The following is a 16,162-nucleotide window of genomic DNA, read 5'->3' as shown; positions in this document are numbered from 1 at the left end:
AGGGTGCGCACTCATATCGTCTGGGACTGGAACGGAACGCTGTTCCACGACATGGACGCGGTGCTCGGCGCGAGCAACGCGGCCTTCGAGACCATCGGCATCTCCCCGCTCACCCTGGAGCAGTACCGGGAGATGTACGAGATACCCATCCCGCGCTTCTACCAGCGGCTGCTCGGCCGTGACCCGAGCCAGGCCGAGTGGGAGGCGCTGGACGAGGCATTCCACCGCCGGTACGCCGAGCTGAGCCCCGCCTGCCCGCTGACCGAGGGCGTACCGGGCCTGCTCAGCGGCTGGCGCGAGGCGGGCCGCAGCCAGTCGCTGCTGTCGATGTACGAGCACGAGCGGCTGGTGCCGGTGGTCGAGGGGTTCGGGCTGCTGGAGCACTTCCTGCGGGTGGACGGCCGCCGGGGTGCCTCGGGCGGGCGCAAGGCGGGCCACCTGGCCCGCCACCTGGCGGAGCTCGGGCCGCAGGTGGACCCGCGGCACACGGTCCTGATCGGGGACGCCGCCGACGACGCGCAGGCCGCCCTGGAGTGGGGGCTGCACGCGGTGCTGTACACCGGCGGCTCGCACACCCGGGCGAAGCTGGAGGTGGTCGGCGTCCCGGTGGTGGACACCCTGGCGGAGGCGGTCGAGCTGGCCGCGGAGCTGGCGGCCTGAGCGGCGTCCGGTCCGCCCGCCGCCCGGGAGGCGCCCGTCGGCGGGCTTCCCGACGCCCCCGACGCCCCCCGACGCTCCCCGGTGCGCGGTCCGTCGACGCGGTCCGCCGGTTCGGGTCCGGCGCGGGCCCGGCCCGGTGACCGGGTCGCCGGGCGTGTCGCCCCGCGCGGTTCGGTGGCCGGTTGGCCAGTCTGGACGGGTCAACCCCGTTTGACGCCGACGCCGGCCCGAGCCGGCGGTCGGCGCCGGACACCCGGACCCCGTGGAGCGACCCGTGCCGATCGACGCAGTGACCCAGGTCCCGACCCCCGTCAACGAGCCGCCCAACGCCTACGCGCCCGGCAGCCCCGAGCGGGCCCGGCTGGAGCGGAAGCTGGACGAGCTGGCCGGCGAGCAGATCCCGCTCCCGATGACCATCGCGGGCGAGCTGCGGTTCGGCGGCGGGGAGCGGATCGACGTGGTCCAGCCGCACCACCACGCGGCCAAGCTGGGCGTCCTCGGCAACGCCACCCACCAGGACGCGCAACTGGCCGTGGACGCGGCGCTGGCGGCGGGCGCCGAGTGGCGCTCACTCCCGTTCGACGACCGGGCCGCCGTGTTCCTGCGCGCGGCCGACCTGCTGGCGGGGCCGTGGCGGGAGACGGTGGCGGCGGCGACCATGCTCGGCCAGTCCAAGACCGCCCAGCAGGCGGAGATCGACGCGCCCTGCGAGCTGGCCGACTTCTGGCGGTTCAACGTGCACTTCGCCCGGCAGATCCTGGCCGAGCAGCCGCAGTCCTCGCCCGGGGTGTGGAACCGCACCGACCACCGCCCGCTGGAGGGCTTCGTCTACGCGGTCACCCCGTTCAACTTCACCGCCATCGCGGGCAACCTGCCCACCGCTCCCGCGCTGATGGGCAACACCGTGGTCTGGAAGCCGGCGCCCACCCAGACGCTGTCGGCGCACTACCTGATGCGGCTGCTGGAGGCGGCCGGCCTGCCGCCCGGGGTGATCAACCTGGTCACCGGCGACGGCCAGGCGACCTCGCAGGTGGTCCTCGGCAACCCGGCGCTGGCCGGGCTGCACTTCACCGGGTCGACCGCCACCTTCCGGACGCTGTGGCAGACCATCGGCGCCAACCTCGGCTCGTACCGCGGCTACCCGCGGATCGTCGGCGAGACCGGGGGCAAGGACTTCCTGATCGCCCACCCGTCGGCCGACCCCGCCGTGCTGCGCACCGCGCTGCTGCGCGGCGCCTTCGAGTACCAGGGGCAGAAGTGCTCGGCGCTGTCCCGGGCCTATCTGCCGCGCGGGCTGTGGCAGCGGATCAAGGACGACTTCCTGGCCGAGGTGGACGCGCTGACCGTCGGCGACGTCAGCGACCTGAGCAACTTCATGGGCGCGCTGATCGACGCCAAGGCGTACGCCAGGAACGTCGCCGCGATCGAGCGGGCCGAGCGCGACCCGGCGGTGGAACTGGTGGCCGGCGGCCAGTACGACGACGCGATCGGGTACTTCGTGCGGCCCACCGTGCTGCTCTGCGCGGACCCGCGCAACGAGGTCTTCCGGACCGAGTACTTCGGCCCGATCCTGGCCGTACAGGTCTACGAGGACGCCCGCTGGCCGGACGTGCTGGACCGGGTGGACGGCGGCTCGCCGTACGGGCTGACCGGCGCGGTGATCGCCCAGGACCGGTACGCCATCGCGCAGGCCGTGGAGCGGCTCCGGTTCGCGGCGGGCAACTTCTACATCAACGACAAGCCGACCGGTGCGGTGGTCGGCCAGCAGCCGTTCGGCGGCGGACGGGCCTCCGGCACCAACGACAAGGCGGGCGCGGCGCAGAACCTGCTGCGCTGGACCTCGCCCCGGTCGATCAAGGAGACCTTCGTGCCGCCGACCGGTCACCGGTACCCGCACATGGGCTGAGCGGACGGGACGAAGGTCCGGCGAAGAGTCGATCAAGAAGCGGTGAAGGCCGGGGTCACGGACGGGGGGACGCCGCCGGGCAATCCGGCAGTCGCTGACAGTCCGATCATGCCGTTTGGACATGGTGTCCAGGAAGGAACGATCTCCCTGCAGGATTGCTCCTCCGTGTCCCCTGACACCTTCGTTTCATCAGGTTAGGCTGACTGGCGTCGCCGGACCCGATCGACGCAGGCCAAACGTCGTCTCGTACCCAGATGCGCAGCCGCTCATGCGTGGCATGAGCGGTTTTCATCAGGATCATGCGGGAGGATTGCGGACGGACCCGGCGGTGTACACCCAGCCACCACCACCGAGTCACGCAACGGCGCGCGACAGGAGCCAAACAGTCATGCAGACCAAGCTGGACGCAGCCAAGGCCGAACTGCTCGCCAAGGCAGCAGCAGCCGCTGAGAACAGCCAGGTGGGGGGAGCGGCGCCGGGAGAGGGTCTGAGCAACGGCGCTCTGACCGCGTACCTGCACCACTACTACCTCCACACCGCTCCCGAGGACCTGGTCGACCGGGACCCGGTCGACGTGTACGGCGCGGCGGCCTCGCACTACCGGCTGGGGCTCAAGCGGCCCCAGGGCACCGCGGAGGTGCGGGTCTACACCCCGACCGTCGAGGAGAACGGCTGGTCCTGCGGCCACACCGTGGTCGAGGTGGTCACCGACGACATGTCCTTCCTGGTCGACTCGGTCACCAACGAGCTGACCCGCGAGGACCGCGGCATCCACGTCGTGATCCACCCCCAGCTGGCGGTCCGCCGTGACATCACCGGCAAGCTGCTGGAGATCCTGGACATCGACGCCTGCTCGCGCAGCCAGGCCGCCGGCACCGGCTGGCCGGCCGACGCGACCGTCGAGTCCTGGATGCACATCGAGATCGACCGCGAGACCGACCGCGACGACCTCCGTGCCATCGAGACCAACCTGCGCCGGATCCTGGGCGACGTCCGCGAGGTCGTCGAGGACTGGACCAAGATGCGCGACTCCGCGCTCCGGCTCGCCGACGAGCTCGCCGAGGAGCCCCCGGCCCACCTGCCCGAGCAGGAGGTCGGCGAGGCCTGGGAGCTGATGCGCTGGCTGGCCGACGACCACTTCACCTTCCTCGGCTACCGCGAGTACGACCTGGCCGAGCACCGCGGCGAGGAGGTGCTGCGGGCCGTCCCCGGCACCGGCCTCGGCGTGCTGCGCTCCGACCCGGTCAGCCACGACGTCGACCACCACCCGGTGGCCGAGGCGTTCGGCCGGCTGTCCGCCCCGGTCCGGGCCAAGGCGCACGAGAAGAAGCTGCTGGTCCTCACCAAGGCCAACAGCCGCGCCACCGTGCACCGCCCCGCCTACCTCGACTACGTCGGCGTGAAGAAGTTCGACGCCAACGGCGAGGTGATCGGCGAGCGCCGCTTCCTCGGCCTGTTCTCCTCCGCCGCGTACACCGAGTCGGTCACCCGGATCCCGGTGGTCCGCCGCAAGGTGCAGGAGGTGCTCGCCGACTCGGGCTTCTCCAGCGACAGCCACGACGGCCGCGACCTGCTGCAGATCATGGAGACCTTCCCCCGGGACGAGATCTTCCAGACCGCCGCCGCCGAGCTGCTCTCCATCGCCACCAGCGTGCTCTACCTGCAGGAGCGCCGCCGGCTGCGGCTGTTCCTGCGCCAGGACGACTACGGCCGCTACTTCTCCGCCTTCGTCTACCTGCCGCGCGACCGCTACACCACGCGGATCCGGCTGCGCCTGATGGAGATCCTCATGGAGGAGCTCAACGGCGAGACGATCGACTACACCGTGCACGCCACCGAGTCGGTGCTGACCCGCCTGCACTTCGTGGTCCGGGTCGCCGCCGGCACCGAGCTGCCGCAGCTCGGCGACGCCGAGATCGAGCGGATCGAGGCCAAGCTGGCCGAGGCCGCCCGGTTCTGGATGGACAGCTTCCACGACCAGCTGCACATCGAGCTGGGCGAGGAGCGGGCCGCCGAGCTCGGCCACCGCTACGCCAACGCCTTCCCCGACGGCTACCGGGCCGACTTCACCGCCCGTACCGCCGTCTCGGACATCAAGCAGATCGAGGCGCTGCACGGCGAGGGCGACTTCCGGCTCAACCTCTACCAGCCGGTCGGCGCCGGCGACGACGAGCGCCGCTTCAAGATCTACCGGGTCGGCGGCCCGATCTCGCTCACCGAGGTCCTGCCGGTCCTGCAGCGCCTGGGCGTCGAGGTGCTCGACGAGCACCCGTACGCGCTGCGCCGCTCCGACGGCAGCACCGCGTGGGTCTACGACTTCGGCCTGAAGCTGCGCGAGGCCACCGAGCTCGGCGACGAGGCGCGCGAGCGCTTCCAGGAGGCCTTCTCGGCCACCTGGACCGGCAAGGCCGAGAACGACGGCTTCAACGAGCTGGTCCTGACCGCCGGGCTGAACTGGCGCCAGGCCGTCGTGCTGCGCGCGTACGCCAAGTACCTCCGGCAGGCCGGGAGCACCTTCTCCCAGGACTACATGGAGGACGCGCTCCGCAACAACACCCACACCACCCGGCTGCTGGTCAACCTCTTCGAGGCCCGGCTCAGCCCCAGCCACCGCTCGGGTGCGCAGGAGCTCACCGAGGGCATCTTCGAGGAGCTCAACGGCGCCCTCGACGAGGTCGTCTCGCTGGACGAGGACCGCATCCTGCGCTCCTTCCTGCACCTGATCAACGCCACCCTGCGGACCAACTTCTTCCAGCACGCGGCCGACGGCCAGTGGCACTCCTACGTGTCGATGAAGTTCGACCCGAAGGCCATCCCGGACCTGCCGGCCCCGCGCCCGGCGTTCGAGATCTGGGTCTACTCGCCCCGGGTCGAGGGCGTCCACCTGCGCTTCGGCAAGGTCGCCCGCGGCGGTCTGCGCTGGTCCGACCGGCGCGAGGACTTCCGCACCGAGATCCTCGGCCTGGTCAAGGCCCAGATGGTCAAGAACACCGTGATCGTCCCGGTCGGCGCCAAGGGCGGCTTCGTCGCCAAGCAGCTGCCGGACCCGTCGGTGGACCGCGACGCCTGGCTGGCCGAGGGCATCGCCTCGTACAAGACCTTCATCTCGGCGCTGCTCGACATCACCGACAACCTGGTCGCCGGTGACGTCGTCCACCCCGCCGACGTGGTCCGCCACGACGAGGACGACACCTACCTGGTGGTCGCCGCCGACAAGGGCACCGCGACCTTCTCGGACATCGCCAACGGCGTCGCCGAGTCGTACGGCTTCTGGCTGGGCGACGCGTTCGCCTCCGGCGGCTCGGCCGGCTACGACCACAAGGGCATGGGCATCACCGCCCGCGGCGCCTGGGAGTCGGTCAAGCGCAACTTCCGCGAGCTGGGCCACGACACCCAGACCGAGGACTTCACCGTGGTCGGCATCGGCGACATGTCCGGTGACGTGTTCGGCAACGGCATGCTGCTCAGCGAGCACATCCGCCTGGTCGCCGCCTTCGACCACCGGCACATCTTCCTCGACCCGGACCCGGACGCGGCGGTCTCCTTCGCCGAGCGCCGCCGCCTGTTCGACGTGCCGCGCAGCTCCTGGGACGACTACGACAAGTCGCTGATCTCGGCCGGCGGCGGCGTCTTCCCGCGCTCCGCCAAGGCCATCCAGCTCTCCCCGCAGGTCCGCGAGCGGCTCGGCCTCGACGCCGCCAAGCTCACCCCGGCCGAGCTGATGAAGGCCATCCTGCAGGCGCCCGTCGACCTGTTCTGGAACGGCGGCATCGGCACCTACATCAAGGCCTCCAGCGAGACCAACGCCGAGGTCGGCGACAAGGCCAACGACGCCATCCGGGTCAACGGCGAGCAGGTCAGGGCCCGCGTGATCGGCGAGGGCGGCAACCTCGGCTGCACCCAGCTCGGCCGGATCGAGTACGCGGCCACCGGCGGCCCCGAGGGCACCGGCGGCTGGATCAACACCGACGCGATCGACAACTCCGCCGGTGTGGACACCTCGGACCACGAGGTCAACATCAAGATCCTGCTCAACCAGGTGGTCGCCGACGGCGACATGACGGTCAAGCAGCGCAACGCCCTGCTCGCCGAGATGACCGACGAGGTCGGCCACCTGGTGCTGCGCAACAACTACGCGCAGAACGTGGTGCTGGCCAACGCCGTCGCCCAGGCCGTCTCGATGGTCAACGTGCACTCCCGGATGATCAACCGTCTGGAGGCCAACGGCCAGCTCGACCGGGCGCTGGAGTTCCTGCCCACCGAGCGCCAGATCCGCGACCGCCAGCAGAACGGCCGCGGGCTCTCGCAGCCCGAGCTGTCCGTGCTGCTCGCCTACACGAAGATCACGCTGGCCGACGAGCTGCTCGCCACCGGGCTGCCCGACGACCCGTACTTCCGCACCGTGCTGCACGAGTACTTCCCGAGCGCGCTGCGGGCGAAGTTCGCCGAGGCGATCGACAACCACCCGCTGCGCCGGGAGATCATCACCACCCTGATCGTCAACGACACGATCAACCGCGGTGGCTGCACCTTCGCGTTCCGGCTCCGCGAGGAGACCGGCGCGACGATGGAGGAGATCGCCCGCACCCACGCCGCCGCCCGCGCGGTGTTCGGCCTGGAGCAGCTCTGGGACCAGATCGAGGAGCTGGACAACCAGGTCCCCGCCGAGGTCCAGACCCGGATGCGGCTGCACGCCCGCCGGCTGGTCGAGCGCGCCACCCGGTGGATGCTCAACAACCGCCGCCAGCCGCTGGACATCGCCGGCACCATCGAGTTCTTCCACGACCGGGTCAACCAGGTCTGGGACAGCCTGCCCAAGCCGCTGCGCGGCGAGGACGCGGCCTGGTTCGAGAAGATCTACCAGGAGCTGTCCGCCTCGGGCGTGCCCGAGGCCCTGGCCACCCGGGTGGCCGGCCTCTCCTCGGCCTTCCCGACCCTGGACATCGTCGGTGTCGCGGACCGCTCGGACGCCGACGTGATGGAGGTCGCCGAGCTCTACTACGACCTCGCCGACCGCCTGCAGATCACCCACCTGCTGGACCGGATCATCGAGCTGCCGAGGACCGACCGCTGGTCCTCGATGGCCCGCGCGGCCATCCGCGAGGACCTGTTCGCGGCGCACGCCGCGCTCACCGCGGACATCCTGGCCTGCGGCCCCGAGGGCTCCTCCCCGGAGGAGCGCTACGGCGCCTGGGCCGAGCTCAACAGCACGCTGATGACGCGGGCCAAGACCACCCTCGACGACATAAGGGGTTCGGACAACTACGAGCTGTCCAGCCTGTCCGTCGCGATGCGGGTGATCCGCACCCTGCTGCGCACCGGCCACTGAGCAGCCGACCGGAGGGCGGGACCGCGCGCGGTCCCGCCCTCCGGCGTTCCCGCGTGACGGCCGTCACAGGGAACCGCCCGGCCGGTGCGGACAGGTAAGGGCGTGGAACCGTTACTCAGAGCCCGGCTGCGCGCCGGCGACCAACACGCGTACGGGGAGCTCTTCGACCGGCACGCGCAGGGCGTCCACGCCTACGCGCTGCGCACCCTCGGCGACTGGGCCGCCGCCGAGGACGTGGTCTCGTTGACCTTCCTGGAGGCCTGGCGGCTGCGCGCGACCCTGCACGAGGAGGGCGAATCGGTCCGGCCCTGGCTGTACGGGATCGCCACCAACGTGCTGCGCAACACCGCCCGGGCCGGCCGCCGGCACCGGTCCGCGATGGCCCGGCTCCCCGACCGCCCCGCCGCGCCGGACTTCGCCGAGGAACTCGTCACCCGGCTCGACCAGGACAACCGGCTCGCCGCCGTGCAGCGGGCCCTGGCCGGTCTGCGGCGCGGGGACCGGGAGGTGTTCCGGCTCTGCGTCTGGGTGGGGCTGGACTACACCGCCGCCGCGCAGGCGCTCGGCGTCCCGGTCGGCACGGTGCGCTCCCGGCTCTCCCGGGCCCGGACCCGACTGAAGGCCCTGACCGAGGCGGAACTGACGGTCCGCTGGGAACGCCCGGCCGACGCCGGACAGGCACCGGACGGCCGCCGGGCAGCGGCGGGACCGATCAAGGAGGGCCTGCGATGAACGACTCGGACGAACTCCTCGCCCCCGACCGGCACCGGCTGCTGCGGGAGCACCTGCTGGCCGAGATCGCCCGCGGGCCGGCGAGGGCCGGCGCGCGCACCGGCCGGCGGGTGGCACTGGTGGCCGGGCCGGCCCTGGTCGCCGCGCTGTCGGTGGCCCTGGCCCTGGCCGGACCGGGACGGCACCAGGACTCCGGACCCCGGCCGGCGGCCTCCGGGTCGCAGGCGCCCGCCCCGGCGCCCACCCCGGCGCCGCAGACCGCCGCCGACCTGCTGGAGCGCGCCGCCCGGGCGGCCGCGGAGCGCGCGGCGGTGCCCGCGGCGGACGGTCAGTTCCTCTACACCAGGTCGGTCTCGGCCGGCGTCGGCGGGGCGCCCGCACAGCGCGAGCTGTGGTCCGCGCTGGACGGCCGGACCGAGGGGCTGATCATCGACGAGGCGTTCCGTTCGGAGCGCAACCCCGAGGGGCGGACCGTTCTCGTTCCCAACCCGGAGCAGCAGCCGGCCGGCCTGGCCCACCCGGACCGGGCGTTCCTGGCCGCCCTGCCGACCGACCCCGGGGCGCTGCTGGCGCTGATCCGCGCCGAGGACGGCAACGCCGCCGGGCCCGACCGGAACGCCCTGCAGACCATCCGCCGGCTGCTCACCGACGAGCTGCTCACCCCGCCGGTACGGGCCGCGCTGCTGCGGGCGCTGGCACAGCTCCCCGGTCTCACGCTGGAGAGCGGGGTGGCCGACGCGCGGGGTGTGCCGCGGTTCGCGGTCAGCTCGTCGGAGGACCGGGGCGGCGACGGACCGGTCCGGGTGTCCCTGCTGTTCGACCAGGCGGACCAGAGCCTGGTCGGACTGCGGGAGACGACCGCCGCCGCCGGGCCGCAGGGGCCGGCGGGCACGGTCGTGTTCAGCACCCTCCAGCTGGACCGGGCGGTGGTGGACCGGATCGGCGACCGGCCGGCGGGCTGACCCCCCGGTGGAGGCCGGGACCCGGGGCGGGCGCGACGACACGGGGGTGCGGCGCGCCCGCCCCGGGGCCGGTACGGCGGATCCCCGGGCGGGCGGTGCTCCCGGCCGGCCAGGGCCGGCCCGCCGGCGGCGCTACCCGGCGGCCGCCCGCTGGAGTGCGCTGGCCAGCAGCGCGAGGTCGGTCGGGCCGTTGCCCAGCTCGCGGACCGGGCGGCGGGTCGGCGGAGCACCCAGCTGGGACGGGTCGATCGCGACCACCGTCGGCCGCAGGGTGGCCGTACGGGGGATCCGGCCGCTCACCCGGGCGGCCTGGAAGGCCGTCACCCCGCCGTCGGGCCGGCGCAGGTAGCCGCGGCCGGGGGTGTCCTCCGGGACGGCCGCCGCGTCCGGCAGATCGATCAGCAGGTCGGACTCGGACGGCTGGTCGGTGCGCAGCGCGATCCGCAGCAGAGCGGCCTCGTCCACCTCGGAGCCGGCCGTCAGCTCCGGCGCCCCGGTGGCCGCCACCAGGTGGACGCCGAGCCGTCCGCCGCGGCGGGCCACCTCCGCCAGGGCCCGGGCCAGCGGCCGTCCGGCGGCGGACGTCGGTGCCAGCAGCGCGTCGTAGTCGTCGACCACGACTATCAGCCGGCTCGGGGGCGGCCCGTCCGCGGCCGGGCCGCCGGGGGCCCGCCGCGGCTCGATGACCCGCGGGCCGTCACCGGAGCGGCCGCCCGCGGGCGTGCCGCCGCTGGCGACCAGCGCCGGGGTCCGGGCGAACCGCCGGGCGGCGTGCCAGGCGGTGAAGCCGAGCTCCCCGAGCAGTTCGGTGCGGGAGGTCAGCTCGTCCAGCAGCGATTCGGCCGTCAGCAGGGCCTGCCGCGGGTCGGCGGCCGCGTTGAGGTGGCCGGTCACGTGCGGGAGGTCGGTACAGCCGGCGAGGCCGCCGGCCTCGTCCGTACCGGACGGCGCCCGGCCCTCGATGACCGTCAGCCGCAGCCGCTCCGGCCGCTCGGCGACCGCCAGCGAGGCGATCAGCGTGCGCAGCAGCTCGGTCTTGCCGGCGCCCGCGCCGCCGCCGATCAGCAGGTGCGGCCCGCCCTGCTGGACGGAGGCCAGCTCGGGGTCGGCCAGGTCGACGGTGCAGGGCTCGCCGCCGCGCGCGGTGCCGAGCAGCGCCCCGGCCGCGCCGGCCGACAGCGGCAGCTCGGACCAGCGGGCGGACACCTTGGCGGGGGTGACGCTGTCCAGGCCCAGCAGGTCGAGCAGGCGCAGCGAGGCGGGCAGGGGTCCGCGGGCGACCGGTGCGGCCTCCCGCAGCGGGGCGAGCACCCGGGCCAGCCGCTCCGCCCAGGCGGGCGGGACGGCGTCGAGGGCGACCTCCTCCACCACCTCGCGGGCCGCCGTCCCGCGGGCGTCGGGCTCCCCGCCGGCCGGCCGCTCGACCGTGAGCAGGGTGCCGACCTCGCCGGTGACCAGGGCCCGCGCGCCGAGGCCGGCCGGCAGCTGCTCGGCGCTCTCGGACAGGAGGACGGTGAAGACGCCGTCGGCCGGGCCCCGGTGCAGCAGCTGCGCCAGTGCCTCGCGGCCGGCCGGGGTGCCCGGGTCGCCGTCGACCAGTACGACGGTGGCGGGCGGACCGGAGCCGACGGCGGCCAGCTCGGCCAGCCGGGCCGCGGTCTGCTCGGGGCCGACCCCGACCAGCAGCCGGCAGGCCTGTCCGTGGGCCGGGCGCAGATGCGGCAGCCACTGGGCCCAGGTCCACTCGGCGGCGGTCTCCTCGTCGGCGGCGGCCAGCACGAGGTTCAGCCCGGTCGGCGGGTGCAGGGTGGCGAGCTGGGCGACCAGCGCGCGGGCCAGCCCGGCCACCCGGGCCCGGGGGCCGGCCAGGCCGAGGCTGCCGGCGGTCCGCAGCGCGACGGTGACCGGGACGGCGGGCAGGACGGTGCCGGGCTCGCCGCCGGTGGCCGGCTGTGCGAGGTCGGCGGTGCCGAGCCGGACGGTGAGCGCGTCGGGGTGGCCGGGGGCGCGCTCCCAGAGCCGGGGGCCGGTGCCGAGCGCGGTCAGCAGCAGGGCGGCCGGGTCGGGCCAGCGCTCGCGCAGGGCGGTGGCCTGCCGGATCCGGGCGGCGGCGAACAGGTCGGTGTCGGCCCGCTCGGGTTCGGCGGCGGCGCGGGCCCGGCGGCGGGAGAGCAGCGCGCGGGCGCGGCCGCCGGCGCTCGGCGGTTCGGTGGCGACGGGGACGAGCGCGGGCGCGGAACCGGTGCGGGTGGCGGTGCGGCCGGCCAGGCCGAGGTGGCCCTCGCCGTCCGGCACCAGCTCCCGGGGCGGGGCGGGCGGCCCGGACCGGGCCAGCTGGACGGTGGACTCGCCGAGCCGCACCAGGGCGCCGTCGGCGAGCTCGGCGCTCTCGCCGCGCAGGAAGCGGCTGTCCAGCCGGGTGCCGTTGGTGGAGCCGAGGTCGCGGACGGTGGCCCGGCCGTCGGCGGCGAGGTGCAGGGTCAGGTGGAGGCGGGAGACGTCCGGGTCGTCCAGCGGCACGTCCGCCTCGCTGGAGCGGCCGATCCGGATCTCCTCGCCGTGCAGCCGGTGCACCCCGCCCGCGTCCGGTCCGCCGACCACGCGCAGCTCCGCGGTGGCGGGCGACGCGTCGTCCTCGGCGTCCGGGTCGGGCTCGCCGAGCGAGAGCACGGCGCCGTCGACCAGCGGCGGGTGGCCGAGCGGGGCCTGGTCCTCCACCCGGCGCGCGCCGGAGTAGAGGTGCACATGGGTCGCGGAGCGCGGTCCTCTGACCCCCACGGCGCCCGCCAGGGCGCCGGCCAGGGCCCCCAGCGTGGTCCCGGCCGGGGCCGTGACGAGCACATCGGTGGCAGCTCCGGCGCCTGCCGGGCCGCTGCGCGGTCGTAGGACGGTCAGCCGGATCTGCATCTCGCCCGTGGTCCCTTCTGCTCGTGCTGACGCGGTGCGTGGGCGCGCCGCCCGGGAGTGGCATGGTCGACGCGGCGGGCTTGGGCGTTGGGCCACAAGTGTGGTGCTGTCATCCTGCCACCCGGGACCGACAGCCCGCGCACGGTACCGGATTTGACGATCTTGCGATGATCGCCATGGTGGGGCGGACGGCACGTCAGGTCAAACCCCGTCCCACCTGGCCGTACGGCGACTGGCCGACGGACACCCGCCACCCACTCGGAAACCCGCACGGACACCGTTAGAGTTGCCGAAATCAGGGTCCGCCAACCCGTCGCGAGCCGGGGGCGAGCTACGACAACGGGAGCACAGGTGCGGCCAGTCGGCAGCAAGTATCTGCTTGAGGACAGCCTCGGGCGCGGGGCTACCGGCACCGTGTGGCGCGGACGGGTCCGCGACGATGTCGCCGTACCGGGCCTGCTGCCCGGCCAGGCGGTCGCGGTCAAGGTGCTCCGCGAGGAACTGGCCGCCGACCCGGACATCGTGATGCGCTTCCTGCGCGAGCGCTCCGCCCTGCTGCGGCTCAGCCACCCCAACATCGTCCAGGTCCGCGACCTGGTGGTCGAGGGCGAGCTGCTGGCGCTGGTGATGGACCTGGTCGACGGCCCCGACCTGTTCCACTACCTGCGCGGCAACGGCCCGCTCAGCCCGATCGCGGGCTCCCTGCTGATGGCCCAGGTCGCCGACGCGCTGGCCGCCAGCCACGCCGACGGCATCGTGCACCGCGACCTCAAGCCCGCCAACGTGCTGCTCGCCACCGCGACCCTCGACGGCGTCGAGCAGATGCACCCGATGCTCACCGACTTCGGCATCGCCCGGCTCGCCGACTCCCCGGGCATCACCCGCACCCACGAGTTCGTGGGCACCCCGGCCTACGTCGCCCCGGAGTCCGCCGAGGGCCGCCCGCAGACCTCCGCGGTGGACGTCTACGGCGCCGGGATCATGCTGTACGAGCTGGTCACCGGTCGGCCGCCGTTCCAGGGCGACGGGCCGCTCGCGGTGCTCCAGGCCCACCTCGCCCAGGAGCCCGAGCGGCCGCGCACGGTGCCCGAGCCGCTGTGGACGGTGATCGAGCGCTGCCTGCGCAAGAACCCGGCCGAGCGGCCGACCGCCACCTCGCTCGCGCACGCCCTGCGGGTGGTCGCGGCCGGGGTCGGGGTGCACGCCTCCCCGGCGGCCGTCGACGCCGCGCTCGCGGTCGGCGCGCTGCTGCTGCCCGACCCGCAGGTCGCGGCGCTGGCGGCGCCGCCCGTACCGGCCGAGCCGCCCGCGCCCTTCGGCTCGGCCGACCTGACCCAGGTGATGCCCGCCCGGGCCTTCGACCCCGCGGCCGCCACCCAGGTGATGGGCCAGCCGCCGGCCCCCGCGGCGGACCGCACCCGGGTGATGCCGCCGGTCCCGCAGGGGAGCCCCGGAGCCCCGGCCGCGCCCGCGGCGGCGGAGACGCCGCACCCGTGGCAGACGCAGCTGCGGGCCGCCCGCGACCGCAACCAGCAGACCGAGGTCGGCTACCTCGACCCCCAGGAGCTGGCCCGCCCGCAGGTCGCCCCGCGCCCCTACCAGGCCGGGCCCGACCCGTACGGCCGGCCGGGCCAGCCGCCGGGGCAGCCGCCGCAGGACCGGCGCCCGGGCCAGTACCAGCAGCCGCCCGCCGGATACGCCCAGCGGCCGCCGGTCGCCCCGCCGCCCTACCAGGCCGGCCGGCCGCCGCAGAACCAGCAGCAGCGCCAGCCGCAGGGCTACCAGGGGCACCCGGGGTACCAGGACCAGCAGCAGGCCTACCAGGGCCAGCAGGGGCAGCAGGGCCGGCCGCAGCAGGCCTACCCGCCGCCCGCCGCCCCGCAGCGCCGCGCGGAGCCGCCGGCCCCGCAGCACCGCGAACCCCAGCCGCCGCGCCGCCAGGAGCCCCAGCGGCCGCCGCAGCGCGAGCCGGAGCCCCCGCGCGAGCGGGAGCCGCGCCGCCGCAGCCGCAACAAGATGTACATCCCCGGCCTCGGCTGCCTGAAGGGCTGCCTGATGGTGCTGCTGATCCTCGCGCTGGCCGCGGTCGCGCTGTGGAACTTCACGCCGCTGCCGGAGTACTGGCAGAACGTCCAGGACTGGTTCGCCAGCGCCCGGGACTGGTTCAACAGCCTCGGCAAGTAGCCGGGCGCCGGCCGCCGGGCGCGGTTTTGGCGTCTTGTCGACAATTCGCAATATTTCTCGCCCGTCAGTACCCGGCAGGAGCCCTTCGACGGCCCTCGGAGGGCGCCGGGGCGCGTAGGTTGTTCGCTGAGCACCGACCTACCGAGCCCACGGAGCAGCATTGGCACGCAAGATCGGCAGCCGGTACACCGTCCACCAGGTGATCGGCCGGGGCTCCGCCGGGACCGTGTGGCTCGGCGAAGGCCCGGACGGACCGGTGGCGGTGAAGCTGCTGCGCGAGGACCTGGCATCCGACCAGGTGCTGGTCGGCCGCTTCGTCCAGGAGCGGTCCGCGCTGACCGGCCTCGACCACCCCCGGGTGGTCGGCGTCCACGACATGGTGGTGGACGGCGACGACCTCGCCCTGGTGATGGAACTGGTCCAGGGCACCGACCTGCGCACCCGGCTGGAGCACGACGGGGTCCTCCCCCCGGCCGTCGCCGCCTCGGTGATCGCGGACGTCGCCGACGGCCTGGCCGCCGCACACGCGGCGGGCATCGTGCACCGCGACGTCAAGCCCGAGAACGTGCTGCTCGACCTCGCCGCGCCGCCCGGCCCGGCCGGTGCCCCCCGGGCCAAGCTCACCGACTTCGGCATCGCCCGCCTGGTGGACGCCCCGCGCCGGACCAGGGCCACCCGGATCATCGGCACCCCCGACTACCTCGCCCCCGAGATCATCGAGGGCCTGGAGCCGCGCGCCGCGGTCGACATCTACGCCCTGGCCACCGTCTTCTACGAGCTGCTGGCCGGCACCACGCCCTTCGGCGGCGGGCACACCGGCGCCGTGCTGCGCCGCCACGTCACCGAGAACGTCCCGCCGGTCCCCGGGATGCCGGACGGCCTGTGGCGGATCATCTCCGAGTGCCTGGCCAAGGCCCCGGCCTCCCGGCTGCGCGCCGCGGAGCTGGCCGCCCGGCTGCGCGAGCAGCTGCCCGCGCTGACCGGGGTGCCGCCGCTGGCCGTCCCGGCCCAGGGCCGCCCGCCCGCCGAGGAGCTGCCCACCCCGGCCGAGGCGGTCTACGCGGAGAGCGACACCGGCGGTGGCGGCACCCACCGCCGCCGGCGCGGACCGGCCGTCCCGCTGGTGCCCGCGCCCTCCCCGGACTCCACCCGCGACACCCACACCAGCCTGCGCCGCCCCAGCCCCCAGGAGCTGGCCGCGTACGCCGCCGAGTCCCGGGCCCAGCGCGCCGCCCCGGCGGCCGGGCACCGCAAGGGCCGCCAGGCGCTGATCCGGCGCCGCCGGATGCTGGCCGTGGTGGTGGCCGTGGTCCTGCTGCTGGCGGGCGCCGCGGCCGCGTTCACGGCCTTCGCCGCCGAACCCGCGCACGGTCCGTCCCGCCCGCCCGCGCACGCCCCCGGGCACGCCGCCGGGCAGGGCTCGCAGCAGGCCCCCGCGGCGGCCGTCGGGACTTCGCACCCCCCGGTGTAGTTGAGCGGCCC

8 protein-coding genes are annotated in these 16,162 nt (G+C 74.7%); 7 read left to right on the top strand and 1 reads right to left on the bottom strand.

Annotated elements, in window-relative coordinates:
* The first annotated feature begins 3 nt into the window (after positions 1-3).
* From AC2TEW_RS20975 to AC2TEW_RS20955, 5 genes are all read left to right on the top strand, one after another.
* Positions 4-660, top strand: a complete 657-nt coding sequence (locus AC2TEW_RS20975; RefSeq protein WP_484624846.1) for an HAD family hydrolase — start codon at positions 4-6, stop codon at positions 658-660.
* A gap of 280 nt (positions 661-940) precedes the next feature.
* Positions 941-2,566 (top strand): L-glutamate gamma-semialdehyde dehydrogenase, encoded by a 1,626-nt coding sequence (pruA, locus tag AC2TEW_RS20970; protein ID WP_484624871.1) that lies wholly within the window; start codon positions 941-943, stop codon positions 2,564-2,566.
* Positions 2,567-2,954: 388 nt separating this feature from the next.
* On the top strand, positions 2,955-7,895 hold the full coding sequence (locus tag AC2TEW_RS20965; protein ID WP_484624845.1) for an NAD-glutamate dehydrogenase: 4,941 nt from the start codon (positions 2,955-2,957) through the stop codon (positions 7,893-7,895).
* A gap of 102 nt (positions 7,896-7,997) precedes the next feature.
* Positions 7,998-8,627, top strand: coding sequence for an RNA polymerase sigma factor (locus AC2TEW_RS20960; protein WP_484624844.1), 630 nt, complete (start codon positions 7,998-8,000; stop codon positions 8,625-8,627).
* Complete coding sequence (locus AC2TEW_RS20955) at positions 8,624-9,589, top strand: CU044_5270 family protein (RefSeq protein ID WP_484624843.1); 966 nt, start codon at positions 8,624-8,626, stop codon at positions 9,587-9,589. The genes AC2TEW_RS20960 and AC2TEW_RS20955 overlap by 4 nt, the downstream gene beginning before the upstream one ends.
* 132 nt (positions 9,590-9,721) lie before the next feature.
* Here AC2TEW_RS20955 and AC2TEW_RS20950 read toward each other — a convergent pair whose 3' ends face one another.
* Positions 9,722-12,496 (bottom strand): FtsK/SpoIIIE domain-containing protein, encoded by a 2,775-nt coding sequence (locus AC2TEW_RS20950; protein WP_484624842.1) that lies wholly within the window; start codon positions 12,494-12,496, stop codon positions 9,722-9,724.
* A 351-nt stretch (positions 12,497-12,847) separates the two neighbouring features.
* On the opposite strand from AC2TEW_RS20950, the gene AC2TEW_RS20945 reads away from it, so the two are divergent.
* Together AC2TEW_RS20945 and AC2TEW_RS20940 are read left to right on the top strand one after the other, a co-directional pair.
* Positions 12,848-14,680, top strand: coding sequence for a serine/threonine-protein kinase (locus AC2TEW_RS20945; protein WP_484624841.1), 1,833 nt, complete (start codon positions 12,848-12,850; stop codon positions 14,678-14,680).
* 160 nt (positions 14,681-14,840) lie between these two features.
* On the top strand, positions 14,841-16,151 hold the full coding sequence (locus AC2TEW_RS20940; RefSeq protein ID WP_484624840.1) for a serine/threonine-protein kinase: 1,311 nt from the start codon (positions 14,841-14,843) through the stop codon (positions 16,149-16,151).
* Positions 16,152-16,162: the final 11 nt, after the last annotated feature.

It is taken from the genome of Kitasatospora sp. NEAU-CNBT7 (assembly GCF_057220535.1).
The sequence above is the reverse complement of the archived record's forward strand: the minus strand, read 5'-3'. Positions and strand labels throughout refer to the sequence as shown.

Coding starts and splice junctions, on each gene's coding strand:
- AC2TEW_RS20965 (WP_484624845.1), top strand. CDS start 2,955: ATGCAGACCAAGCTGGACGCAGCCAAGGCCGAACTGCTCGCCAAGGCA.
- AC2TEW_RS20950 (WP_484624842.1), bottom strand. CDS start 12,496: ATGCAGATCCGGCTGACCGTCCTACGACCGCGCAGCGGCCCGGCAGGC.
- AC2TEW_RS20955 (WP_484624843.1), top strand. CDS start 8,624: ATGAACGACTCGGACGAACTCCTCGCCCCCGACCGGCACCGGCTGCTG.